Source organism: Stenotrophomonas sp. YJH_SMC_127 (assembly GCF_059372445.1).
In genome coordinates this window covers 145,671-170,025 of sequence record NZ_JCAFVO010000001.1, presented here as the reverse complement: position 1 = coordinate 170,025, position 24,355 = coordinate 145,671, and the positions used below count along the sequence as shown (strand labels likewise).

The following is a 24,355-nucleotide window of genomic DNA, read 5'->3' as shown; positions in this document are numbered from 1 at the left end:
AGAAAAACCCCGGCCGGAGCCGGGGTTCTGCATTTCAACGTGGCTGCCGATCAGCCGCCGCGCGGGCCGCTGCGGCGCGGGCCGCCGGGACCGCGGTTGCCACCGGGGCCGCCCGGGCCTCGGTTGGCACCCGGACCACCGGGACCACGGTTACCACCCGGGCCGCGGTTGTTACCGCCGCCCGGACCGCGACCGCCCGGACGGGCGCCGTGTGCCGGCTTCGGGCTGCCATACGGGTTGAAGCCCGGCGTGGCGTGGTCGGACGGGAAGCTCGGCGCGTTGCCCGGATGACCGTACGGGTGCTTGTTGCCCTGGCCCTGCGAGCGGTTGCCGCCACCGGCCGGACGACCCTGGCCGCCTGCGCCGCCACGGCCTTCACCACCAAAGCCGCCACGGCCCTGGCCGCCACCGGCACCTGCGCCCGGGCCCTTCGGCTTGCCGTACGGACGGCCCTGGCCGCCTGCGCCCGGACCACGGGCACCCGGGCCACGTGCGCCCGGACCGGCATTGCGATGGCCGCTCGGGCCGGTGCTGACACCGTCCGGCACGTACCAGGTACGGAACGCGGCCGGATTGCCTTCCGGCAGCGAACGATCATTCTTCGGCGCGCGCTGCTTGAACGGCTTCTGCGACTGCTTGGCCGCCGCTTCACCGCTGACCGTCAGGCCGCCCTTGAAGCCGCCACCCTTGCCGCCGCGACCACGGCCGCGGTCTTCGCGGACGTTGTCGAAACGACGCAGCTCGCGGCCTTCGTCGGCGGTGTTGTGGCCGTTGACGTAGGCGTTGCCACGGCCACCTTCGCGCACGCGCACGGTGGTCTTGGCGGCGCGGCGCTGGCCGATCACCGGCTGCAGCGTCAGTGCCGACGGTGCGCCTTCTTCCAGCTTCAGCTGGGCGCGCAGGGCTTCAACCTGCGTGGTGCCCAGTTCCACCGAATGGCCACGGGCCAGTTCGCGCGGCAGGCTCACCTTGCCATAGCGGGTGCGCTTCAGGCGGCTGACCTGGCAGCCCTGCGACTCCCACAGCCGGCGCACTTCGCGGTTGCGGCCTTCCTTTACCACGACGCGGAACCAGTCGTGCGAATCGGTGCCGCCGATGCGTTCGATCTCATCGAACTTGGCCGGGCCGTCTTCCAGCGCGACGCCACGGGTGAGGCGGTCGACGATGGCGTCAGAGACCTTTTCCTCGCCTTCCGGCGCACGCACGCGCACCACGTACTCGCGCTCGACCTCGAACGACGGGTGCATCATGGCGTTGGCCAGCTCACCGTCGGTGGTGGCCAGCAGCAGGCCGGTGGTGTTGATGTCCAGGCGGCCGATGGCGATCCAGCGCGCGCCCTTCAGCGGCGGCAGCGACTCGAACACGGTCGGGCGGCCTTCCGGATCATCGCGGGTGGTCACTTCGCCTTCCGGCTTGTTGTAGACCAGCACGCGCGACGGCTCGGCCAGGGCGGTGGCGACGAAGCCGCGGCCATCCAGTTCGATCTTGTCGCCGCTCTTGACCGACATGCCGGTCTGCGCGACTTCACCGTTGACCTTGACCAGGCCTTCGGCGATGCGCTGTTCCAGCGCGCGGCGCGAGCCGAGGCCGGCCTGGGCGAGCACCTTGTGCAGGCGTTCTTCCAGCTTGAACTGTTCGGAGGTGGCTTCGCGCTTCAGCGAGAGCTTGTTACGGGGGGTGTCACTCATCAGTTTTGCTCCGGCCGACGGTTTCGAGGTCGGCCTCTGGTTCGGAATCGGCTTGGTCAACAGCCACGGTCGTCATCGCGACGGCGTTGTCTTCGCGTTCGTTCACTGGCACCGCGCGCTCGCCCGGCGCGGAATCGGGGTGCCCATCATCGAGGGGCGAAGGTGCTTGCTCATCGGTGGCCGACGCAGGGGCTGCATCGGCGGAATCGGGGGTGTCACTGCCGGCCAGGCCGGCGTCATCGTTCGCGGCAGCGCCATCGGCGCCGGCCGAGATGTCCGGACCCTCGGCACCGGCGACGGCCGGCGCATCGCGGTCCAGGGCAAGCTGCGGTTCCAGCTCGCCCAGGTCCTTCAGCTCCGACAGCGGCGGCAGTTCGTCCAGCCGCTTCAGCCCGAAGTAGTCCAGGAAGCCCTTGGTGGTGCCGAACAGCGCCGGTTTGCCGGGCACGTCGCGGTGGCCGACCACGCGGATCCACTCGCGTTCTTCCAGCGCCTGGATGATGTTGCTGCTGACCGCCACGCCGCGCACCTGTTCGATCTCGCCGCGGGTGATCGGTTGCCGGTAGGCGATCAGCGCCAGGGTTTCCAGGGTGGCACGGGTGTAGCGGGTCTTGCGTTCGGTCCACAGCCGGCTGATCCAGCCATGCACTTCGCCGGTGACCTGGTAGCGGAAGCCGGAGGCGACCTCGACCAGTTCCACGCCGCGGCCTTCGCAGGCCTCGCGCAGGCGTTCCAGCGCACGTTCGATGCTGCCCGGCGGTGCCGGTTCCTCTTCCGGGAACAGGTCCTTCAGCTGGGCCAGGGTGAGCGGCTGGCTGGAAGCCAGCAGGGCACCCTCGACAATGCGGTTGATCAGCGATTGATCCATCGGCAGTCAGCGCTCACTCGTCTGCATTGGCGTCGTCGTCGTTGTCGTCGAACTCGCTGCTGAACTGCAGCGGGGCATTGGTGTTGCCGGCCGCCAGCGACTTCACGTAGATCGGCGCCAGCGGTTCTTCCTGGACGATGTCCAGCAGCTGTTCCTTGGCCAGCTCCAGCACCGCCAGGAACGTGACCAGCACGCCCAGCTTGCCTTCTTCGGCGGTGAACAGCCCTTCAAAACGATAGAACTTGCCATCTTCCAGGCGTCCCAGCACTTCGCCCATGCGTTGCCGCACGCTCAGTGCCTCACGCTTGATGGCGTGGCCGCTGAACAGCTCGGCGCGCTTGAGCACGTCGTGCAGGGCCAGCAGCATTTCCTTCAGGTCCACCGGCGGCGGCAGCTTCACCGTGGCACGTTCGGGCATGAAGGCATGTGCCACGGTGGTATCGCGGTCCTGGCGGGGCAGGGCGTCGATGTTCTCGGCGGCCTGCTTGAAGCGTTCGTACTCCTGCAGCCGGCGCACCAGTTCGGCGCGCGGGTCGGCTTCATCGCCTTCCTCGCTGACCGGGCGCGGCAGCAGCATCCGCGACTTCACCTCGGCCAGGATCGCGGCCATCACCAGGTATTCGGCCGCCAGCTCGAAGCGCAGCTCGCGCATCACGGTGATGTACTCCACGTACTGCCGGGTGATCTCGGCAACGGGAATGTCCAGTACATCCAGGTTCTGGCGGCGGATCAGGTACAGCAGCAGGTCCAGCGGGCCTTCAAAGGCGTCCAGGATGACTTCCAGCGCGTCCGGCGGGATGTACAGGTCCTGCGGAATCTGCAGGACCGGTTGCCCATGCACCACGGCCAGCGGCATTTCCTGCTGCTGGGGGGCGGGCGGCCGGGTTGGCGGGTTCGCGTCGAGCGCGAGTTCGGAAGTCATCTAATGGAGATCAGGATTGCAACGGACCAGTCGCGGCACCGGGTTCGCCGGGCCAACGCCACGGAGCCCCAAGGCGCCAGACACGCCGGGATCGGCGCGATTCCACACATATCAAACAGCGGGACGCGCCGCGGTAAACGGCAGCGACAGAACTACGGGGAGGTCGTCTACGTGGCCCGGCCGGGTGGTCCGGTTTGAAGCAGCGGGACGGTCGTCGGGGGCTGCGTTGGCCGCAAAAACCGACGGGCCGCTGCATCCAGCCACGTGCAATGGAGTCTAGGGTAAGCCTTTGCCGCGCCAGTGTCCAGCCGGACCGGGGCGGGGGCTGCATTGGCTAGAATCTGCGGACCCGACAACGCAAGCGAGGAAATGCCGGTGTGGTATGTGATCGAAGGGTATGACGGCCAGGATGTGCTGGCGCAGCGGCTGCAGGCGCGGCCGGAACACCTGGCGCGGCTGCACGCGCTGCGCGACGAGGGACGCCTGCTGCTGGCCGGCCCGTGCCCGGCGGTGGACAGTGAAGACCCGGGCCCGGCCGGTTTCAGCGGCTCGGTGGTGATCGCGCAGTTCGAGTCGTTGCCGCAGGCCCAGGCCTGGGCCGATGCCGACCCGTACGTGGCTGCCGGCGTCTACACCCGCGTGCAGGTACGCCCGTTCCGCAAGGTCCTGCCGTGAACGCGGAACGGATCGAGCGGATCCGTGATGCGCTGCAGCAGGCGCTGGCACCCAGCGTGCTCGAGATCGAGGATGACAGCCATCGCCATGCCGGCCATGCCGGCGCGCGCGACGGGCGCGGCCATTTCAACGTCCATGTGGTGAGTGAACGCTTCGCCGGACTGGCTCCATTGGCCCGGCATCGCGCGGTCTATGCCGCGCTGGGGTCGATGATGGACACCGATATCCACGCGCTGTCCATCCGCGCACATACCCCGTCAGAACAGGGCTGAGCCCTTGTCCCGCACTGTCCTGGCGGGTCCGCAAGGGCCTGGCCACGGACAGGTTTTCATGTCCATTTCGGGACATTCGCCTAACGGACTGTTTACAAGCCCAGATGGAAACGCTTACATTCCGCGCCAATGCTGGTAGGTCCAAGCCGTGGAGGGCGGCTTCGTGAACAAGGCAGCTATCACAATCAAAGACGTCGCACGCGAAGCCCGGGTCTCCGTGGCCACGGTTTCCCGCGCGCTCAACGGGCATGAAAATGTCGCCGAACCGGTCCGCCAGCTTGTGCTGGAGGTGGCCGCACGGCTGCGTTACACCCCGCATGCCGCCGCCCGCAGCCTGAGCAGCCGCCGCACCAATACGGTGGGCGTGGTGCTGCCTGACCTGTACGGCGAATTCTTCTCCGAACTGATGCGCGGCATCGACGGCGTGGCCCGCAACCGCCGCCAGCACCTGCTGGTGTCCAGCTACCACGGCGACCAGGAACAGCAGGGCGCCGCCCTGCGTGCCATGCGGGGCCGCGTCGACGGCCTGCTGGTGCTCTCGCCCTATGCCGAGAGCCCGGGCTTCCTGACCGACAACCTGCCGCAGTCGCTGCCGACGGTGTTGATCAACACCTATCTGCCCGGGCAGGACCATCCGGTGCTGAGCATCGACGACCACGCCGGTGCGATGGCGATGACCCGCCACCTGCTGGACGCCGGCCACCGCCGCATTGCCTTCATTTCTGGCCCGGACCTCAACTTCGACGCGCGCGAGCGCCTGCGCGGCTTCCGTGACGCGCTGGTGGCGTTTGGCAGTGGCGCCGAAGGCATCGAGCTGCCCGGTGATTTCGACGAAGCTTCCGGCCATCGCGCCGGTCAGGAGTTGCTGGCAGCCGGAACGCTGCCCGATGCCGTGTTCGCCGCCAACGACATGATGGCCCTGGGCTGCCTGTACGCGTTCACGCAGGCTGGTGTCCGTGTGCCGGCCGATGTTGCCCTGGCAGGTTTCGATGACATTCCACTGGCGCGTTTCGTCCACCCGTCGCTGACCACCATGCAGGTCAGCATCGCCGAGCTCGGCGACCGGGCCATGACGCGCCTGATGCAGTTGATGGACGGCACCTCCACGGATGGGACAGGGGACAAGCAGACCCTGGTTCCCCGCTTGATAGTTCGCGATTCCACCACTCCGCCATCCGGCCATTGAAGCCAGAGGCGTTCCTTCTTTTTTTTTGACTGATCGCAGGGACCGCGCAAGCGGTTACCGCCACCCGGAGATTGAGTTGATGATGCATACCACCTTCCGCATGCCGGCGCGCCGGCTGCTGAGCACCGCACTGGTCAGCTGCCTGATGCTGGCCGCCGCCCCCAACGTCATGGCGCAGTCGGCCAACGCCAGCCTGCGCGGCCAGGTTGCCGGCGCCCAGGCAGGTACCGAAGTGACCGCCACCAACGTGGCCACCGGTACCGTCCGCCGTGGCACCATCCGCGCCGACGGCAGCTACTCGCTGATGGGCCTGGACCCGGGTACCTATGACGTGGTCGCCAACGGCCAGACCCAGAAGGTCACCGTCACCGTGGCCTCGACTGCGACGCTGAACTTTGCCGGTGCCGCCAGCAGCACCCCCGGTTCGACCGCGGCCACCAACCTGGACACCGTCAACGTCGTCGCGCCGACCCTGCTGCAGGAAGTGCGCACCTCCGAAGTCGGCAAGACCGTCAGCCTGCAGCAAATCCAGACCACCCCGCAGGTCTCGCGCAACTTCCTGGAGTTCGCCGACGCGGTGCCGGGCCTGATCTTCACCCGCGATGCCAAGGGCAACACCTCGCTGCGCGGCGGCGCCACCAATGCCGACGGCACCAACGTGTACATCGACGGCGTAGGCCAGAAGAGCTACGTCAAGGGCGGCGGCGTGGCCGGCCAGTCCGGCAGCGCCGGCAACCCGTTCCCGCAGCTGGCCATCGGCGAATACAAGGTCATCAGCGGCAACTACAAGGCCGAGTACGGCCAGGTGTCGAGCGCCGCGGTGACGGCTGCGACCAAGTCCGGCACCAATGAGTTCAAGGGCGAGGCGTTCTACCGCTACACCGATGAAGACATGCGTGCCAAGACCCCGGCAGAGCGTCAGGGTGGCAAGGAAAAGATGGTCTCGGCCGAGAAGGAATACGGCTTCGCCCTGGGCGGCCCGATCATCCAGGACAAGGCGCACTTCTTCGTGACCTACGAAGCCAAGCGCTTCGACCTGCCGGTCACCATCGCGCCGGATGGCGCGGTCACCGGCGCTGCCGGCCTGCTGCCGCCCGCCGGTGCCGCCGGCCTCGGCCCGGCCAGCCAGCCGTTCCAGCAGGATCTGATCTTCGGCAAGATCGACTTCGAGCCGACCGACAACGACCGCATCGAGCTGACCTTCCAGGACCGCGACGAAACCCAGTCGCAGTTCAGCGGCCAGACCTCGCCGGAAGCCGGCCGTGAAGTGGTCAACACCGACCGTCGTTATGCCCTGCGCTGGAACCACAGCGGTGAGCGCTACTACAACGAGTTGATGGTCACCCACGAAGATTCGTTCAACAATCCGACCCCGCTGACGCTGGCCAACGGCATCACCTACACCGCACCGGACGGCCCGGAAGACCGCACCATCGTGAAGATCGGTGGCGCCTCGGCACTGGATTCGCAGGTGAAGGGCCAGAAGGGCTGGTCGATCGAAGACAACCTGACCCTGGATGGCATCCAGTGGGCGGGCGACCACACCATCAAGATGGGCGTGAAGTACAAGCAGATCGACCTGTACGCGTCCGATGCGGCGCAGATCAACCCGACCTTCACCTACTCGCTGGGTGATCCGGACTTCCCCGATTCCATTCCGTACAAGGCGCAGTTCGTCAAGCCGGTGACCGGCGTGACCGGTGTGTCCGGCGAAGTGCGTTCGAAGTCCAAGCAGTACGGCGTGTTCATCCAGGACGACTGGCAGGTCAACGACCACCTGCAGCTGAACATCGGCCTGCGCTGGGACTACGAAAAGACCCCGTCCTACCTGGACTTCGTGACCCCGCAGCAGGTGGTCGACGCCATCTATTCGCAGGATCCGCGCGCTCCCGCCGGCCAGACCTATGCCGATTCGCTGGCACTGGGCGGCCTGGACATCAGCGACTACATCAGCAACGGTCACAACCGCAAGGCATTCAAGGATGCCTGGCAGCCGCGCCTGGGCTTCTCGTATGACATCAATGCCGACGAGCAGCACGTGATCCACGGTGGTGCCGGCCGTTCCTACGACCGTGACCTGTTCGACAACCTGCAGCTGGAAACCACCAAGCTGGCGCTGCCGCAGCCGACCATCTACTTCCGCAACCCGGCCACCGGCGCCTGCATCAACGGCCAGGCCGCCTGCTATGACTGGAACCCGAACCTGCTCAACGGCATCGGCAACCTGCAGGCACTGGTCGGCGCGACCAGCAATGCCGGCCTGGAAGTGGACCTGCTGAACAACAAGCTGAAGGCGCCGTACTCGGATCAGTTCAGCCTGGGCATGAGCAACCAGATCGGCGACTGGCTGACCGACGCCACCATCGCTCGAACCCTGAGCTACGACGGCTTCGCCTTCACCCTGGGCAACCGCTACCCGACCGGCCAGTTCTTCGATGATCCGCGCCTGTGTGGTGGCACCTCCCCGGGCCTGAGCCAGGCCTGGAGCTGCAACGTGCCGGGCTTCGGCAGCCTGATCATCGGCCAGCAGGGCATCAAGACCCGTGCCACCCAGGTCCTGCTGTCGGCACAGAAGCCGTTCACCAAGGAAAGCGGTTGGGGCACCTCGATCGCCTATACCTGGACCACCGCGCGCCACAACCGTGACATCAACGAGAAGTACGCCTTTGATCGCGGTCTGATCGGTGATTACCCGACCATCCGTTCCAACGGCGCGCCGCGCCACCGCCTGGTGGTGACCGGTTCGTACGCGGGCTTCTGGGGCATCACCTTCGGCGGCAAGATCACCCTGGCCACCCCGACCGCCGTCAACGACTGGTACCCGGTGATGCAGGCCAGCGGCTACACGCTGCCGACTCCGCAGGCGGCCGTGCCCAACGCAACCGGCAAGTTCCTGGTGGGCGGCAAGATCTTCGGCTACCGTTCGGTCGACCTGCAGGCGACAAAGACGTTCAAGATGCCGGGCAACACTGAGCTGTACGCCCGCCTGGACATCATCAACGTGTTCAACTTCGACAACTTCTCCACCTACAACTACGTCAAGACCAACGGCAAGCTGCAGGCCAGCTACAACGAGACCGGCGACATCATCGGTACTCCGCGCCAGGTCAAGGCCGAAGTGGGCTTCCGCTTCTAAGCCCGGGCGGTGATGCATGACCCGATGCCGCCGGCTCGCTGGCGGCATCGGTGAAAACGGCAATGGCCGGCCCCGTGCCGGTCCATTGCCCACGCCGCTGCCGGCCAGGGGGCAGCGGCGTGGGCAATGATCGCGGTGTCAGGCCACGTTTTTCGTGGTTTTTTAAGCACACACCTTGTAAACGATTTCAGATCATTGGACGGTATGCTTTCCCATCGATCAGACCACCGGAGGAACCGCGCCATGCAGGCACGCCATCTGTTGTCCGCCGCAGCGCTGAGCCTGGCCGTGGCCGCCTGCCAGCCGGCCCAGCAGGAACCTGCCAAACCGCGCCCGCCGGTGATCCTGATCGAGGCCGATGCACCGCCTCGGCCCATGAAGCCTGAGCTGCCGCCGCTGTTCGATGACATCGAGCGCCGCACCTTCCAGTTCTTCTGGGATACCACCAACGAGGTCAACGGGCTGACCCCGGACCGCTACCCGTCGCGGCCGTTCGCCAGCATCGCCTCGGTCGGCTTCGCGCTGACCGCCTATCCGATCGGCATCGAGAACGGCTGGGTCAGCCGCAACCAGGCGATCGACCGCACGCTGACCACGCTGAAGTTCTTCCGCGACGTGCCGATGGGCCCGCAGCGCACCGGCAAGGCCGGTTACAAGGGCTTCTACTACCACTTCCTGGACATGCAGGAAGGCCGTCGCTACGACAGCTGGGTCGAGCTGTCATCGGTGGATACCGCGCTGCTGATGATGGGCGTGCTGTTCGCGCAGTCGTACTACGACGGTGATGATCCGCGCGAGAAGGAAATCCGCCAGATCGCCGATACGTTGTACAAGAAGGTCGACTGGCCGTGGCTGCAGCAGCGTGCACCGCTGATCTCGATGGGCTGGTTCCCGGAGAGCGGTTTCATCGACCACGACTGGATGGGCTACAACGAGGCGATGATGGTGTACATCCTCGCCCTGGGCTCGCCGACGCACCCGGTCAGCCCGGACGCGTGGACGGTGTGGACGCGTACCTACGACAACGACTGGGGCGTCTACCAGGGCCAGGAATACCTGTCCTTCGGCCCGCTGTTCGGCCACCAGTACAGCCACGTCTGGATCGACTTCCGCGACATCCAGGACGCCTACATGCGCGAGCGCGGCAGCACCTATTTCCTCAACAGCCGGTCGGCCGCGCTGGCCCAGCGCGAATATGCCATCGCCAACCCGATGCAGTGGAAGGAGTATGGCGAGAACGTGTGGGGCCTGACCGCCAGCGATGGTCCGCAGAACACCACGCAGGAGTACCGCGGCGAGCAGCGCCAGTTCCGCCACTACTCCTCGCGCGGCGCCGGCCTGCGCGAGAACTTCGATGACGGCACCATCGCCCCGACCGCTGCGATCGCATCGGTGGTGTTCGCCCCCGAGCAGGTGATCCCGGCCACGCTGGAGATGCACAAGCGCTTTGGCGACTACATCTATTCCAGCTACGGCTTCCTGGATTCGTTCAACCCCAGCTTCAACTACGACATCCCGATCAAGACCGGTCGCCTGGTTCCCGATCGCGGCTGGGTCGCCAGCGACTACATCGCCATCGACCAGGGCCCGATCCTGACCATGATCGCCAACTACCGCGATGACTTCGTCTGGGAAGTGATGAAGAAGAACCCGTACATCCGCAAGGGCCTGGAGCGGGCCGGGTTCAGTGGCGGCTGGCTGGCGCCGGAAGGGTCGTTCCAGCCGCTGGAACTGCAGAAAGACGAAAAGGCCGCGGCAGCACGCGCGGTGGGTATCGCCGAATCACGCGCGGCTGCCGCGCAGGAACAGAAGAACAATGCCAACCGCACCACAGGCCAGGGCAAGTAGCCCGATGCCGAACTGGATCGACCGCCTGCGCCGCTGGGCGCTGCCTGCCCTGGCCGCGTTGGCCGTGGCCGGCTGCGCCCGTACCGAACCGGGCACCACCACCGTGCGCTTCTGGGCGATGGGCCGCGAAGCCGAGGTGGTCAGCGAGCTGATCCACGAATTCGAGGCCGAAAACCCCGGCATCAAGGTGGATGTGCAGAACATCCCGTGGACCGCCGCGCATGAGAAGCTGCTGACCGCGTTCGCCGCCGACGGCCTGCCGGACGTGTGCCAGCTTGGCAACACCTGGGTGCCGGAGTTCGCCGAACTCGACGCGCTGACCCCGCTGCAGCCGTTCGTGCAGCGCTCCACCGTGGTCGACCCGAAGGACTACTTCCAGGGCATCTGGGATACCAACGTGATCCACGGCGGGCTGGTCGGCGTGCCGTGGTACGTCGATACGCGCCTGATCTACTACCGCAAGGACCTGCTGGCCAAGGCCGGCTACGACCACCCGCCGCGTACGTGGCAGGAATGGGAAGAGCAGATGGCGGCGATCAAGCGCATGCAGGGCCCGAGCCGCTACGCGGTGCTGATGCCGATCAACGAGTTCGAGCAGCAGCTGTCGCTGGCCTTGCAGCAGCCCGACCCGCTGCTGCGTGACGACGACACCCGGGGCAATTTCTCCAGCCCGGGGTTCCGCCGCACGCTGGGCTTCTACGCCAACATGTTCGAGCAGGGCTGGGCGCCGAAGATGTCCGAGACGCAGATCTCCAATGTCTGGGACGAATTCTTCCGCGGCTTCAACGTGTTCTACATCTCCGGCCCCTGGAACATCCGCGAGTTCAAGAAGCTGCAGCCGAAGGAACTGGAAGGGCAGTGGGGCACCGCCGCGCTGCCGGGGCCGGAGGGTCCGGGCGCGGGCATCGCCGGTGGTACCAGCCTGGTGATCTTCCGCAAGTCGCAGCAGAAGGAGGCGTCCTGGAAGCTGATCGAATTCCTGTCGCGGCCGGAAATCCAGGCACGCTTCCATTCGATCATTGGCGACCTGCCGCCGCGCCGCAGTGCGTGGAACACGCCGTCGCTGGCCAATGACCCGCTGGCGGCCGCGTTCCGCGATCAGCTGGAGCGGGTTAGGCCGACGCCGAAGGTGCTCGAATGGGAGCGCATCGTGCAGGAAATGCGCATCGTCACCGAGAAGGTGGTGCGCGGTGGCCTGCCGCAGGACAAGGCCGTGGAAGAGCTGGACCAGCGCGTGGACAAGGTGCTGGCCAAGCGCCGCTGGATGCATGAACAACAACGCCTGCAGGAGCGCGCGCCGTCGCCGCAATCGAGCAGCGCCGTGGCCGCCGGGAGCGCGCAATGAAACGTACTTCGCTGGCCGGCTGGATCTTCGCCGGCCCCTCGCTGATCGTGCTGGGCGTGTTCTTCGGCCTGCCGGTCGCCTCGGCGCTTGCACTGAGCGTGACCGACTTCGACCTCTATGCACTGGCCGATAGCAGCAACCTGCGCTTCGTCGGCCTGGGCAACTACATCGACCTGCTGCAGACGCCGATGTTCTGGAAGTCGCTGTGGAACACCACCTACTTCGTGCTGATCGGCGTGCCGTTGTCGATCGGCGTGTCGCTGGGCGCGGCGATGCTGCTCAATGCACCGGCCGCGCGCTTCAAGGCCCTGTTCCGCACGGCCCTGTTCGCGCCGGTGGTGACCACGCTGGTGGCGGTGGCGGTGATCTGGCGCTACCTGTTCCATACCAGCTATGGCCTGGTGAACTACGGCCTGGGCCATCTGGGCATCAGCCCGATCGACTGGCTGGGTGATCCCAACTGGGCGATGCCGACCATCATGCTGTTCGCGGTGTGGAAGAACTTCGGCTACAACATGGTGATCTTCCTGGCCGGCCTGCAGGCGATCCCGCATGACCTGTACGAAGCGGCGCGCATCGATGGTGCCTCGCGCTGGAAGCAGTTCCTGCACATCACCCTGCCGATGCTCGGCCCGGTGCTGCTGGTGGTCGGGGTGATTACCGTGTCCGGCTACTTCCAGCTGTTCGCCGAACCCTACGTGATGACCCGCGGCGACCCACTGCAGAGCACCGTCAGCGTGCTGTATTTCATGTTCGAGGAAGGCTTCAAGTGGTGGAACCTGGGACGCGCCTCCGCCGTGGCGTTCCTGCTGTTCCTGATCATCCTGGCGGTGACCACCGTGATGCTGCGTTTCGGCCGCAAGAGGCAGTTGGTATGAGTCGTGAAATCGGCCAGTCGCGCTGGTACCCGTGGATGATCAATGGTGCGTTGCTGGTGCTGGCCCTGGTCAGCCTGGCACCGCTGCTGTGGATGGTCTCGGTCTCGTTCATGCCGCAGGGCGAGGCCAGCCATTTCCCGCCGCCGCTGCTGCCTTCGAGCATCACCACGCACAACTACCATGAACTGTTCGCGCGCACCGGCATGGGCGGCAACTTTGCCAACAGCCTGCTGGTGTCGCTGGGCATCACGATCGGCTCGCTGCTGCTCAACACCATGGCCGGTTACGCTTTCGCCAAGCTCAACTTCGTCGGCCGCGAGCGCCTGTTCCAGGTACTGATGGCGGCGCTGGTGATTCCAGCGCAGGTGGCGATGCTGCCACTGTTCCTGCTGATGAAGCAGCTGGGGCTGGTCAACAGCTTCGGCGGCGTGATCGTGCCGGCGCTGGCCAGCGTGTTCGGCATCTTCCTGGTACGCCAGTACGCACGTTCGATCCCGGACGAACTGCTGGAAGCGGCGCGCATCGACGGGGCAGGGGAGCTGCGCATCTTCTTCCAGATCGTGCTGCCGATGCTCAAGCCGGTGCTGGTGACCCTGGCGATCTTCACCTTCATGGGCGCATGGAACGATTTCATGTGGCCGCTGATCGTGTTGACCGACCAGGAGCACTACACTTTGCCGGTGGCGCTGGCCACCCTCTCGCGCGAACACATCATGGACGTGGAAATGATGATGGCTGGCGCGGTGGTCACCGTGGTTCCGGTGCTGGCGCTGTTCCTGGTGCTGCAGCGGTACTACATCCAAGGTCTGTTGCTGGGGAGCGTCAAGGGATGAAGCGAGCGATCGCCGTTGGACTGGGACTGTTGTGGACCTCCCTGGCGATCGCCGCACCACCGGCACTGCCGGCGCCGAAGGTGCTGGACGACTTCGACGATATCGGCGCCTGGAAACTGGTGCTGTCCGACCAGGTCAGTGGTTCGCTGCGGCCGGTCAGCGGCGCCGGCGGCGGCCGCGCGCTGTGCCTGGACTATGATTTCCACAAGGTCTCCGGCTACGTTGGCATCCGCCGCGCGCTGAACATCGACTACCCGGTCAACTACCGTTTCGGCTTCCAGCTGCGTGGTGATTCGCCGGCCAACGACCTGCAGTTCAAGCTGATCGATGCCAGCGGCGACAACGTCTGGTGGGTCAACCGCCCGGGCTACAGCTTCCCCAAGGCGTGGACACCGGTCGAATACCGGCGTCGCCAGATCGACAAGGCGTGGGGGCCGTCGCCCGAGAAGGAGATGGCCCGCAGCGCCGCGGTCGAGTTCACGATCTACAGCAAGGTCGGTGGCCGCGGCACGGTGTGCTTCGACAAGCTGACCCTGCAGGGCCTGCCACCGCAGGATGATTCGGCACTGGTGCCATCGGTCATCGCCGATACCGCCACCGCGCTGCAGGACCGCATGATCGATGGCAAGGGCGATACGTTCTGGATCAGCGGCGGGGTCAAGCAGCAGACCATCAGCCTGGACCTGCACAAGAGCCGCGAGATCGGCGGTGCGGTGATCGACTGGCTGCCGAACCTGGAAGCCAATCGTTACACCGTGCGGACGTCCGAAGATGGCCGGGACTGGCGCACTGTGCGCGAGGTGACCGGCGGTGCGGGTGGCCGCGACTGGCTGGCGCTGCCGGACACCGACGCACGCTACGTGCGTTTCGATCTGCTCGATGGCCCGAACTGGCGCTATGGCATCCGTGACATCACGCTCAAGCCGCTGGCGTTCGCCGCCACGCCGAACGCCTTCCTGTCCTCGGTGGCGGCCGACCTGCCGCGCGGTTCGCTGCCGCGTGCGTATGTGGGCGAACAGCCGTACTGGACCCTGCTCGGCCTCGATGGCGGCCAGGAACAGGCGCTGATCAGCGAGGACGGTGCGCTGGAGCCGGCCAAGGGCAGCTTCAGCATCGAGCCGTTCATCCGCCTCGACGGCAAGCTGCTGGACTGGTCGAAGGTGGCCACTACCCAGTCGCTGCAGGACCACTATCTTCCGATCGCCAACGTCGACTGGGTGCACGAGAAGGCCGGCCTGGCGGTGACCAGCTTCGTGCAGGGCACGCCGGAGCGCGCGCAGTTGATCGGCCGCTATCGGCTGAGCAATCCGGACAAGGTGGTGCACGAGTACACCCTGGCGCTGGCGATCCGCCCCTGGCAGGTCAACCCGCCGACCCAGTTCCTCAACACCGTCGGCGGCTTCAGCCGCATCGATGCGCTGGACGTGGGCGAACAGCTGGTACGCATCAACGGCGAGCCGCGCATCTATCCACTGCAGGTGCCCGATGCCCGTTTCGCCAGCACGTTCGATGGCAAGCTCGATGCGATGCATCTTGCGTCCGGAAAGTATCCGGCCACTACGGCAGTGAAGGACAGTACCGGCATGGCGTCCGGTGCGCTGCTGTATACGATCAAGCTGGAACCCGGGCAGAGCCGCGAAGTGGCAGTGGTGCTGCCGCAGACCGGGAGCTGGGCGCCGCAGGCGCTGGACGTGGCCAAGGCGCAGGCGCAGGTGGCCGAACAGTGGCGGCACGCGCTGGGCGTGGTCTCGCTGCAGGTGCCGGCGGCAGGCCAGGCCCTGGTCGACACCCTGCGCACCGCCGTGGCGCACATGCTGATCTCGCGGGTCGGCCCGCGCCTGCAGCCGGGCACGCGCTCGTACGCGCGCAGCTGGATCCGCGACGGCGCGATGATTTCCGAAGGCCTGCTGCGCATGGGGCGCAGCGATGCCGTGCGTGACTACATCAACTGGTATGCGCCTTACCAGTTCGAGAACGGCAAGGTGCCGTGCTGTGTCGATGCGCGCGGCAGCGACCCGGTGCCGGAGAATGACAGCCACGGTGAGCTGATCTACAGCATCGCCGAATATGGGCGCTATACCGGCGACAGCACCTTCGCCGAGCTGATGTGGCCGCACGTGCAGGGCGCCTACAGCTACATGGAGCAGCTGCGTGCCAGCGAGCGTACCGAAGAGAACCGTGCGCGCAATCCGGCGTTCTACGGGATGATGCCGGCCTCGATCAGCCACGAAGGCTATTCGGCCAAGCCGATGCATTCGTACTGGGATAATTTCTGGGCGTTGCGCGGCTACAAGGACGCGGCATCGCTGGCGGCCCAGCTGGGCAAGGTCGAAGCGATGCAGATCGCCGAGTCGCGTGACCAGTTCCGTGATGACCTGCAGGCGTCACTGCTGTCGGCGATGCAGCAGCACAACATCGACTACCTGCCGGGCTCGGCCGAGCTGGGCGATTTCGACGCGACCTCGACCACCATCGCGCTGGCGCCGGGCGGCGAGCAGGGCCGGCTGCCGCAGCAGGCGTTGGAGGCGACCTTCGAGCGCTACTGGAAGGAATTCGTGGCCCGCCGCGATGGCAAGCGCGAGTGGAAGGACTACACGCCGTACGAATGGCGCAACGTGGCCGCCTTCGTTCGCCTGGGCTGGCGCGATCGCGCCTGGCAGGCGACCGAGTTCTTCTTCAAGGACCGTGCGCCGCAGGCCTGGAACCAGTGGGCCGAAGTGGTCTCGCGCACGCCGCGCAAGCCGTTCTTCGTCGGTGACCTGCCGCATGCCTGGGTCGCCTCGGACTTCGTGCGCTCGGCCCTGGACATGTTCGCCTACAGTCGTGACATGGACGATGCGCTGGTGTTGGCCGCCGGCATCCCGACGGCCTGGCTGCAGGGCGAGGGCATCGCCGTGCAGGGCCTTCGCACGCCGCAGGGCCAGCTCAATTACCGCCTGCAGCGCAGCGACAAGCAGCTGGTGCTGGAGGTGCAGCCGGGCCTGGTGCCACCGGTCGGTGGCGTGGTGTTGCCGTGGCCGTACGCCGGTGATCCGGGCGAGGCGACCATCAACGGCGAAGCGGCCGAATGGATCAACAAGGAACTGCACGTGCACCAGCTGCCGGCACGGGTCGAGATCGATGTACCGGGCGCGGTGCGCCGCGCCGAGCGCAAGGGGCAGTAACGATGAAGCAACAAGGGGAGGGAGCGCGTGCGACGGTGCGCGCCCTGGGGCTGGCCATTGTGTTGGCATTGCCCGGGCTGACGCTGGCGGCGGTGCCGCAGGTCGCATCGCCAGTGGTGGACATCGCCAGCGCGCCAGGCATGAGCATGGTCACCTTCAACCTCCATCATGACCGCGAAGACTGGCCAAGCCGCCGCCGTACCATCCTGGCCGAACTCAAGCGCCTGCAGCCCGATGCCATCGCGCTGCAGGAGGTGATCCAGCGCCGCAACGTGCGCAACCAGGCGCAGTGGCTGGCCAGCCAGCTCGGCTACAAGTACGTATTCGTGTCCACCGATCCGGTGGGCGCGCCGAAGCGTTACGGCAATGCGTTGCTGACCCGGCGGCCGATCCTCGCCCAGGGGGACCATCTGCTGCTGCCATTGGACGACTACCGCACGGTGGCCCACCTGCGCATCGACGTCGACGGCACGCCGGTGAACGTCTACGCCACGCATCTCAACGAGCGCAACGACGAGAGTGGTCAGCGCATCCGCCGTACCCAGGTCGAGGACCTGCTGCACTTCATCACCGCTACCTCGGCCGGCGCGCCGGTGGTGATCGCGGGCGACTTCAATGCGCTGGTGGACGCAGGTGACCTGAGCGAGCTGCGCAGCCATTACGGCGACAGCTATGGCAGCGTGCACGTCAACACCGACCTGGCCGGGGTCAGCACCTTGAACCGGCACTATTACCAGGCACCTTCGCGTATCGACCACATCTTCTTCCAGCAGGACCGGATGGTCGCGCGCGAAGCGAAGCTCCTGTTCGACCAGCCCGATGACAACGGTCGCTGGGCCTCGGACCACTACGGCGTGTGGACCCGGTTGCAGTTCGCGCCGACGCGCTGATGTCCTGGTAGGTGCCAACCTTGGTTGGCACGGACGTGTCCGCGTTCGCTCGAACAACGTCGCCAACCAAGGTTGGCCTCTACCAGAGCGCTGCACGCGCCCGGCGCACAAACAGAAACGGCGGGGATCATCGATCCCCGCCGTTCTTTTTCACGCGACCAGATCGCGATCAGTTCGCCGGCGGCGTGCGCTTGGCGGCTTCTTCGTCTTCTTCGTCGGCCTTGGCTTCGGCCGCCTGGGCGGCGGCATCAGCGTGACCATCGGCGACCGGATCGATCGACGGCGTCACCACCGCATCGGCGACCGGGGCCGCAGCTTCCACCGGTGCGGCTTCAACCGCCACCGGAGCGACTGGCTGTTCGGCGACCGGTGCGGTCTCGACCACCGGCTTGGCTTCAACCGCGGGAACGGCCTCCACCACCGGGGCAGCCTCAACGGCTAGCGGCTTGGCTTCGACCACCGGGGCCGCTGCAACAACCTCCGGCTTCGATTCCACGACCGGAGCAGCCTCGACCACGACCGGCTTCACTTCGACCACCGGAGTGGCTTCAACGGCCGGGGCAGCCTCAACCACGACCGGCTTGGCTTCGACCGCCGGTGCTGCAGCCACCAGCGGCTGGGCCGGGGTCGCCGCGTCGATGGCATCGAGCATGCTGGTCTGCACCGGCGAAGATGCCGGTTCGGCCTTGGCCACGGTATTGATCGGGGCCTGTACCTCGGCCACCACCGGTGCAGCGGCATCGACCACGGTGCTGCTCACCACCGCGACCGGCGCGGCGACAACAGCGGCGGCGGCACGGACCGGCTTTCCGGATTCGGCAGCGGTCGGTTCGACTTCGTCATCGAAATCGAATTCCGGTTGCGAACGGGCCGGCTGCGCAGCGGCGACCGGAGTGGTCCCGGCGACGCTGTCGTTGCTCTGCTCGGCGACATCAGCGGCATCGGTGTCATCACTGTCGTCCGCGTCGTCCTGATCATCGCCCAGGCCATCGCTGCCGGCTGCGTTCTCGGCGCCACCACGACGGCGGCGACGGCCACCACGACGGCCACGGCGGCGGCGGGTCGCGCCTTCACCGGCCTGCTCGCCGTTGGCGTCGACAGCAGCCTCTTCACCGGTCACGGCAATCGCCTCGGCCTCGTTGCCGGCGTTGGCAGTGGTGTCGGCCGGTGCAGTGGCTTCCGCCGGAGCGGAGGCGGCCGGCGCAACCGGCGCCACCGGCGCAGTGGCTTCCTGAGCGGTCACCCCATTGGCGGCGACCGCCGTGGCGGCCACGGCGGCAGCCGCGGTCACGGCTTCGGCCGGTGCCTCGGCGGTGCTGCGCTGCGGCTTCTCGGCCGGCTTGTCACCGTCCTGCGGCTGGCGCGGCTGCTTGGGCTGCTTCAGCTTCGGCTGCTGCTGGTTCTGGTTCTGGCCCTGCTGCTCGTTGCGCGGCTTGTTCTGCTGCTGCGGCTGCTGGCCGTCCTTCTGCTGAGGCTCCTTCTGCCTGCCCTGCTGCGGCTGCTGCTGGGCATTGCCGTTGTTGCCGTTGCGGCCGTCCTTGCGCTGCTCACCGCGCTCCTTGCGGTTGCCGCCATCCTTCTGCTGCTGAGCGTTGCCGTTGCCACGGTTGTCGTCGCGGCGATCCTTGCGGTCCTTGTTGCGATCCTTGTTGCGGTCCTTGCGGCCGCCGTCCTGCTGCTGGCGGGCAACAGGAGCCGCCGGTGCCGGCGCCGGCGCCGGTTCGCCACCGAACACGCGCTTGAGCCAACCGATCACGCCGCCGCTCGGGGCCGCTGCAACCGGCGCTGCCACGACCGGGGCCGGTGTCGCTGCGGCCGGCTCCACTTCCTCGCGCACCGGGGCGGGGGAGGTGTGCTTGACCTGGGTCACCGCCGGCGGCGGGATGTTCAGCTGGCCCTTGGTCAGGGCATGCACCGGCAGCTTGCGCGGGGTGCCGCGCTGGTAACTGGGCTTGTTGCTCTCTTCACCCAGCTCGTTCTCGCGCAGGCGGGTGACGGTGTAGTGCGGGGTGTGCAGCTGCTCGTCGGCGACGATCACGATCGGCGCCTCGTGGCGCTGCTCGATCTCGCGCAGGGCACTGCGCTTTTCGTTCAGCAGGTAATTGGCGATCTCCACCGGCGCCTGGACCAGCACCTGCCCGGTGTTTTCCTTCATCGCATGCTCTTCGGCAACGCGGATGATCGACAGCGACAGCGACTCGACGCTGCGCATGCGGCCGTGGCCGTCGCAACGCGGGCAGACGATCTGGCTGGATTCACCCAGGCTCGGGCGCAGGCGCTGGCGGCTCATTTCCAGCAGGCCGAAGCGCGAGATGCGGCCAACCTGGACGCGCGCACGGTCGTACTTCAGCGCGTTGGCCAGGCGGTTCTCGACCTCGCGCTGGTGCTTGTTGGAGGCCATGTCGATGAAGTCGATCACCACCAGGCCGCCCAGGTCGCGCAGGCGCAGCTGGCGGGCCACTTCCTCGGCCGCTTCCAGGTTGGTCTGGAACGCGGTGTCCTCGATGTCGCTGCCCTTGGTGGCGCGCGAGGAATTGACGTCGACCGCGGTCAGCGCTTCGGTCTGGTCGACCACGATCGAGCCGCCCGACGGCAGGCGCACGTTGCGCTCGTAGGCGCCCTCGATCTGCGACTCGATCTGGAAGCGGTTGAACAGCGGGATGTCGTCCTTGTAATGCTTGAGCTTGCGCAGGGTCTGCGGCATCACCTGCTGCATGAACTCGCGGGCGTGCTCGTACATCTCCTCGGTGTCCACCAGGATCTCGCCGATGTCGGCGCGCAGGTAGTCACGCAGGGCGCGCACGATCAGGCGCGATTCCTGGTAGATCAGGAACGGAGCCGGCTTGCTCAGTGCGGCTTCGGCGATGGCGCGCCAGACATTGAGCAGGTAGTCCAGGTCCCACTGCAGCTCTTCCGCATCGCGGCCGACGCCGGCGGTACGGATGATCACGCCCATGTCGTCGGGAATGTTCAGCTTGTCCAGGGCGTCCTTCAGCGCGGCCCGGTCTTCGCCCTCGATGCGACGGGAAACGCCGCCGGCGCTGGGCGAGTTCGGCATCAGCACCATGTAGCGGCCGGCCAGCGAGATGAACGTGGTCAGGGCGGCGCCCTTGTTGCCACGCTCTTCCTTGTCGACCTGGACGACGATCTCCTGGCCTTCCTTCAGCAGCTCGCGGATGCCGGCCTTGTTGTGGTCGACACCGGCCTGGAAGTAGTCGCGGGAGATTTCCTTCAGCGGCAGGAAGCCATGGCGGCCACCGCCGTACTCGACGAAGGCGGCTTCCAGCGAGGGCTCGATGCGGAAGATCCGGCCCTTGTAGATGTTGGACTTCTTCTGTTCCTTCGACGGCTGTTCGATGTCGATGTCATACAACGACTGGCCATCCACGATGGCAACACGCAGCTCTTCAGCCTGCGTGGCGTTGATCAGCATTCGCTTCATTGTTGCGTTCCTCGCAAGCGGCTACCGCGCGGAACGCCATGGGGTTTCGCCTCTGGACACGGTTCGCCGCCCATTCGCGCAAGCGCGGGGAGGGCGGCTTGGGTTTCCAGCGCTACGACACCACGGCAGGCCGCGGGAGCGCTTCACTCTTATGGGTTTTGGGGTGTTACAGGCCGCAGGCAGCTGTCAGCCAGGCTGGAGCGCCACGCGGGACATGTTCAGCACGGTTGCGTGTCAGGCATCCGGCGATGGCCGGGAAGGCCGGTGAGCCGCTAACATGGCCGCCCCGCGGGCGGTGGTCGCGCACTGTGCCGGATTCGTCGGAAGCTGGGCTTCTGGCCCTGAGTAACTTCCAACGAAATCAATCCCTTATCTCGCCCCCCGAGTGTAACAGAATAAACAGCCTGATGACCGCCCAAGACCCCACCAAACCCGCTGGCGACAAGCCTTCCGTGCGCATGATCACCGTTCCCGCCGACCGCGCCGGCCAGCGCCTGGACAACTTCCTGCTCGGCCAGCTGAAGGGCGCCCCGCGCAGCCTGGTCTACAAGCTGGTGCGCAGTGGCCAGGTTCGGGTGAACGGTGGCCGCGCCAAGGCCGAACGCAAGCTCGAGGCCGGTGACGAGGTGCGCGTGCCGCCGGTCCGTCTCACTGAGGAAGGAGACAAGGCCGGTCCGCCGGAGGCGTTCATGCGCCGCCTGGAGCAGGCCATCGTCTTCGAGGACGCCCGCCTGCTGGCCCTGAACAAGCCGACCGGCGTGGCCAGCCACGGCGGCAGCGGCATCAGCTTCGGCGCCATCGAGACCCTGCGCGCGCTGCGCCCGGGGCAGACCCTGGAGCTGGTCCACCGGTTGGATCGCGACACCTCGGGCCTGCTGATCGTGGCCAAGAAGCGCTCGGCGCTGAGCGAACTGCAGGCCTTGCTGCGTGAAGACCACGGCGCCGGCATCCGCAAGCGCTACCTGACGCTGCTGGCCGGGCGCATGCCCGACGGCGTGATGACGGTCGACGCACCGCTGCACGTGGGCCTGCGCCAGGGCGGCGAGCGCCATGTGCAGGTCAATGCGATCGGCAAGGAATCGATCAGCCACTTCCGGGTGCTGGAACGCCGCGGTGGCCATTCGTACTGCGAAGTCCGCATCGAGACCGGCCGTACCCACCAGATCCGCGTGCACGCCCAGCATCTGGGGCATCCAGTGGCCGGTGACGACAAATACGGCGATCCAGCGGTCAACAAGCGGCTTCGTGAGCAGATCGGGCTGAAGCGCCTGTTCCTGCATGCGGCCTCGCTGGAGTTCGCGCTGGATGACGGCAAGAGCCCATACGTATTGAACGCGCCGCTGGCGGATGAGCTGGTCGAGGCGCTGGACCGGCTGAAGTAGGGATCTCCTGTAGCGTCGAGCCACGCTCGACTGCGCCTCGGTCGGGCCACGCGGAAAGCCAGTCGAGCATGGCTGGACTCTACAGGGCGAGCCGGGAACCCCTCACCACTTGAACAGCACCAGGCTGATCGCCAGCGTGCCCATGCCGGCCACCAGTCCATAAACCGTCTCGTGGCCCTTGGCATAGCGCTTGGCCGCCGGCAGCAGCTCATCCAGCGCCAGGAACACCATCACGCCGGCGATCAGGCCGAACACCCACCCGAACGTGGCGTGCGACAGCGATCCTGACAGCAGCCAGTAGCCAAGCGCCGCGCCCACGGGCTCGGCCAGGCCGGACAGCAGGCTGGCACTGAACGCGTAGAACTTGTTCTGGGTGGCGAAGTACACCGGCACCGCGATCGCGATGCCCTCTGGAATGTTGTGGATGGCGATGGCGAAGGCCAGTGGCATGCCCACCGATGGGCTTTCCAGCGTGGCAAAGAAGGTCGCCAGCCCTTCCGGGAAATTGTGTGCGGTGATCGCAACCGAGGTCAGCAGCGCGACCCGCTTCAGGTACTCGCGGCTGTTCTCGCGGAACGCAGGGTCCTGTTTGTCCAGGCTGTCATGCGGATTGGGAATGAAGTGGTCGATCAGTACGATCACGATCACGCCCAGCAGGAAGGCCAGGGTGCCGTAGGTGAAGCCGGTGCGCTCGCCATACGCCAGTGCAAACGACGCAATGGACTTGTTGAGGATCTCCGACAGCGACACATAGACCATCGCGCCACCGGCAAAGGCCAGGCCGAACGCCAGCAGGCGCGGGCTGGGGCGGCGCGAGAACAGCACCAGCAGGCTGCCGATCGCGGTGGCCAGGCCTGCGGCAAGCGTGACCGCCAGTGCGATCCAGATGTTTTCAGGGGGAATCTGCAGCATCAACCCACGCGATCCTGGTCAACAGACAGCCGCCCCGGGCAGGGCCGGGGCGGCGAGGGCGAGGCGGGCGTCGGCAGGCCCCGTCGGGGTGCGCGCGATCAGCCGCCGCGGCGCAGGCGTTCTTCGATGGCGAAGCACTGGTCCGGCTTCGGCTGTGGCGGGTTGAAGCTGACAGGAACCTGGATGGTGGCCGGCACCGGTTGGCCGTTACGGGTGGCGGCCTTGAACTGCCAGCCCTGCACAGCGGTCTTGGCCAGTTCGTCCAGCTGCGGGTTGCCGGCCCCGGTCAACAGCGCAACCTCGCTCGGCTTGCCGTCGGTGCCGATGGTCACCTTGAAGGTGCTGGTGCCACCCACGCCCATGCAGGCCAGTTCCAGCGGGTACTGCGGCGGCGGCGTCTTCACCGCGGCCACTTCGGTCGGCGGCGGCGGTGGCGGTGACGGCGGTTCGGACGCGCCACAGCCGGCCAGGCCGGTCGCAGCGATCAGGGACAGGCTCAGCAAACGTACGTTCATGGCAGTTGCTCCGTCAGGGCCGAAGTCTTGGCCGCGCAGATGAAGTCGTTCTCGCTCAGCCCGCCCACATCGTGGGTGGAGAAGCGCACGACCGCGCGGTCGTAGTGCACGCCCAGGTCCGGGTGGTGGTCCTCGCGGTGGGCGATCCAGGCCAGTGCGTTCACGAAGGCCATGGTGGCGTAGTAATCCTTGAAGCGGAAGGTACGCGACAGGGCCTGGTCACCCTCGCTCAGCTCCCAGCCGGGAACCTGCGGCAGCAGTTCGGCCAGGCGGGCCTCGCCGAGCTTGTGGTCGCTGCCTTTGCGCGGCACGCAACGGGCCTGGGCCAGTGGAATCAGGTCGGCCATGGGAATCTCCACCTCGTGTTGACTGAACAATGCGCCGGACGGTGTATAAACC

The 24,355-nt window shown here is 66.7% G+C and carries 18 protein-coding genes; 11 read left to right on the top strand and 7 right to left on the bottom strand.

The window, feature by feature from the left end:
- Positions 1–50 precede the first annotated feature (50 nt).
- The 3 genes from AC5QAB_RS00745 to AC5QAB_RS00735 are packed head-to-tail and all read right to left on the bottom strand — an operon-like array spanning position 51 to position 3,478.
- Positions 51–1,688, bottom strand: coding sequence for a pseudouridine synthase (locus AC5QAB_RS00745; RefSeq protein ID WP_197561847.1), 1,638 nt, complete (start codon positions 1,686–1,688; stop codon positions 51–53).
- Positions 1,681–2,556, bottom strand: a complete 876-nt coding sequence (gene scpB / locus AC5QAB_RS00740) for an SMC-Scp complex subunit ScpB (RefSeq protein ID WP_049406013.1) — start codon at positions 2,554–2,556, stop codon at positions 1,681–1,683. The genes AC5QAB_RS00745 and scpB overlap by 8 nt, the downstream gene beginning before the upstream one ends.
- Positions 2,557–2,569: 13 nt before the next feature.
- Positions 2,570–3,478 (bottom strand): segregation and condensation protein A, encoded by a 909-nt coding sequence (locus AC5QAB_RS00735; protein WP_014647754.1) that lies wholly within the window; start codon positions 3,476–3,478, stop codon positions 2,570–2,572.
- Between the two features lie 375 nt (positions 3,479–3,853).
- On the opposite strand from AC5QAB_RS00735, the gene AC5QAB_RS00730 reads away from it, so the two are divergent.
- The 10 genes from AC5QAB_RS00730 to AC5QAB_RS00685 all read left to right on the top strand — a co-directional run bounded on the left by AC5QAB_RS00730 (position 3,854) and on the right by AC5QAB_RS00685 (position 17,705).
- Complete coding sequence (locus AC5QAB_RS00730; RefSeq protein WP_014037825.1) at positions 3,854–4,153, top strand: YciI family protein; 300 nt, start codon at positions 3,854–3,856, stop codon at positions 4,151–4,153.
- Complete coding sequence (locus AC5QAB_RS00725; protein ID WP_014647753.1) at positions 4,150–4,425, top strand: BolA family protein; 276 nt, start codon at positions 4,150–4,152, stop codon at positions 4,423–4,425. Before AC5QAB_RS00730 ends, AC5QAB_RS00725 begins: the two co-directional genes overlap by 4 nt.
- Before the next feature lie 148 nt (positions 4,426–4,573).
- Complete coding sequence (locus AC5QAB_RS00720) at positions 4,574–5,611, top strand: LacI family DNA-binding transcriptional regulator (RefSeq protein WP_495233102.1); 1,038 nt, start codon at positions 4,574–4,576, stop codon at positions 5,609–5,611.
- A gap of 79 nt (positions 5,612–5,690) precedes the next feature.
- Entirely contained in the window at positions 5,691–8,747 is a 3,057-nt protein-coding gene (locus AC5QAB_RS00715; protein ID WP_032960107.1) for a TonB-dependent receptor, read from the top strand.
- Between the two features lie 243 nt (positions 8,748–8,990).
- Positions 8,991–10,595, top strand: a complete 1,605-nt coding sequence (locus AC5QAB_RS00710) for a glucoamylase family protein (RefSeq protein ID WP_014647750.1) — start codon at positions 8,991–8,993, stop codon at positions 10,593–10,595.
- A 4-nt stretch (positions 10,596–10,599) separates the two neighbouring features.
- Positions 10,600–11,940: a sugar ABC transporter substrate-binding protein gene (locus AC5QAB_RS00705; protein WP_495233101.1), complete on the top strand. Its 1,341-nt coding sequence runs from the start codon at positions 10,600–10,602 to the stop codon at positions 11,938–11,940.
- Positions 11,937–12,818, top strand: coding sequence for a carbohydrate ABC transporter permease (locus tag AC5QAB_RS00700; RefSeq protein ID WP_005410323.1), 882 nt, complete (start codon positions 11,937–11,939; stop codon positions 12,816–12,818). Before AC5QAB_RS00705 ends, AC5QAB_RS00700 begins: the two co-directional genes overlap by 4 nt.
- Positions 12,815–13,651: a carbohydrate ABC transporter permease gene (locus AC5QAB_RS00695; RefSeq protein ID WP_006456347.1), complete on the top strand. Its 837-nt coding sequence runs from the start codon at positions 12,815–12,817 to the stop codon at positions 13,649–13,651. Before AC5QAB_RS00700 ends, AC5QAB_RS00695 begins: the two co-directional genes overlap by 4 nt.
- A complete protein-coding gene (locus tag AC5QAB_RS00690; protein ID WP_495233100.1) occupies positions 13,648–16,815 on the top strand; it encodes a discoidin domain-containing protein in 3,168 nt (1,055 codons plus the stop codon). The genes AC5QAB_RS00695 and AC5QAB_RS00690 overlap by 4 nt, the downstream gene beginning before the upstream one ends.
- A 2-nt stretch (positions 16,816–16,817) precedes the next feature.
- The gene (locus AC5QAB_RS00685; RefSeq protein WP_049406018.1) at positions 16,818–17,705 is read left to right on the top strand and encodes an endonuclease/exonuclease/phosphatase family protein; all 888 of its coding nucleotides are present in this window, start codon (positions 16,818–16,820) and stop codon (positions 17,703–17,705) included.
- Positions 17,706–17,874: 169 nt separating this feature from the next.
- On the opposite strand, the gene rne is transcribed toward AC5QAB_RS00685, so the two are convergent.
- Positions 17,875–21,147, bottom strand: coding sequence for a ribonuclease E (rne, locus tag AC5QAB_RS00680; protein ID WP_495233099.1), 3,273 nt, complete (start codon positions 21,145–21,147; stop codon positions 17,875–17,877).
- A gap of 407 nt (positions 21,148–21,554) precedes the next feature.
- Between rne and AC5QAB_RS00675 the strand changes: the two genes are divergently transcribed.
- Positions 21,555–22,529, top strand: coding sequence for an RluA family pseudouridine synthase (locus AC5QAB_RS00675; RefSeq protein ID WP_049403782.1), 975 nt, complete (start codon positions 21,555–21,557; stop codon positions 22,527–22,529).
- Positions 22,530–22,631: 102 nt separating this feature from the next.
- Here AC5QAB_RS00675 and zupT read toward each other — a convergent pair whose 3' ends face one another.
- The 3 genes from zupT to AC5QAB_RS00660 form a co-directional block, all read right to left on the bottom strand.
- On the bottom strand, positions 22,632–23,441 hold the full coding sequence (gene zupT / locus AC5QAB_RS00670) for a zinc transporter ZupT (protein WP_014647743.1): 810 nt from the start codon (positions 23,439–23,441) through the stop codon (positions 22,632–22,634).
- A gap of 98 nt (positions 23,442–23,539) precedes the next feature.
- Positions 23,540–23,956 carry an energy transducer TonB gene (locus tag AC5QAB_RS00665; protein ID WP_014647742.1) on the bottom strand — a complete coding sequence of 139 codons (417 nt, stop codon included), beginning with the start codon at positions 23,954–23,956 and terminating at the stop codon, positions 23,540–23,542.
- Positions 23,953–24,303 (bottom strand): 4a-hydroxytetrahydrobiopterin dehydratase, encoded by a 351-nt coding sequence (locus tag AC5QAB_RS00660; RefSeq protein ID WP_014647741.1) that lies wholly within the window; start codon positions 24,301–24,303, stop codon positions 23,953–23,955. Before AC5QAB_RS00660 ends, AC5QAB_RS00665 begins: the two co-directional genes overlap by 4 nt.
- Between the last annotated feature and the right edge of the window lie 52 nt (positions 24,304–24,355).

Bases quoted from the DNA above. Each gene is read 5' to 3' on its own strand.
- AC5QAB_RS00695 (WP_006456347.1), top strand. From the start codon at position 12,815: ATGAGTCGTGAAATCGGCCAGTCGCGCTGGTACCCGTGGATGATCAAT.
- AC5QAB_RS00705 (WP_495233101.1), top strand. From the start codon at position 10,600: ATGCCGAACTGGATCGACCGCCTGCGCCGCTGGGCGCTGCCTGCCCTG.
- AC5QAB_RS00700 (WP_005410323.1), top strand. From the start codon at position 11,937: ATGAAACGTACTTCGCTGGCCGGCTGGATCTTCGCCGGCCCCTCGCTG.
- AC5QAB_RS00710 (WP_014647750.1), top strand. From the start codon at position 8,991: ATGCAGGCACGCCATCTGTTGTCCGCCGCAGCGCTGAGCCTGGCCGTG.
- AC5QAB_RS00745 (WP_197561847.1), bottom strand. From the start codon at position 1,688: ATGAGTGACACCCCCCGTAACAAGCTCTCGCTGAAGCGCGAAGCCACC.
- AC5QAB_RS00675 (WP_049403782.1), top strand. From the start codon at position 21,555: ATGACCGCCCAAGACCCCACCAAACCCGCTGGCGACAAGCCTTCCGTG.
- AC5QAB_RS00665 (WP_014647742.1), bottom strand. From the start codon at position 23,956: ATGAACGTACGTTTGCTGAGCCTGTCCCTGATCGCTGCGACCGGCCTG.
- AC5QAB_RS00735 (WP_014647754.1), bottom strand. From the start codon at position 3,478: ATGACTTCCGAACTCGCGCTCGACGCGAACCCGCCAACCCGGCCGCCC.
- scpB (WP_049406013.1), bottom strand. From the start codon at position 2,556: ATGGATCAATCGCTGATCAACCGCATTGTCGAGGGTGCCCTGCTGGCT.
- AC5QAB_RS00715 (WP_032960107.1), top strand. From the start codon at position 5,691: ATGATGCATACCACCTTCCGCATGCCGGCGCGCCGGCTGCTGAGCACC.
- rne (WP_495233099.1), bottom strand. From the start codon at position 21,147: ATGAAGCGAATGCTGATCAACGCCACGCAGGCTGAAGAGCTGCGTGTT.
- AC5QAB_RS00690 (WP_495233100.1), top strand. From the start codon at position 13,648: ATGAAGCGAGCGATCGCCGTTGGACTGGGACTGTTGTGGACCTCCCTG.
- AC5QAB_RS00660 (WP_014647741.1), bottom strand. From the start codon at position 24,303: ATGGCCGACCTGATTCCACTGGCCCAGGCCCGTTGCGTGCCGCGCAAA.
- AC5QAB_RS00685 (WP_049406018.1), top strand. From the start codon at position 16,818: ATGAAGCAACAAGGGGAGGGAGCGCGTGCGACGGTGCGCGCCCTGGGG.
- zupT (WP_014647743.1), bottom strand. From the start codon at position 23,441: ATGCTGCAGATTCCCCCTGAAAACATCTGGATCGCACTGGCGGTCACG.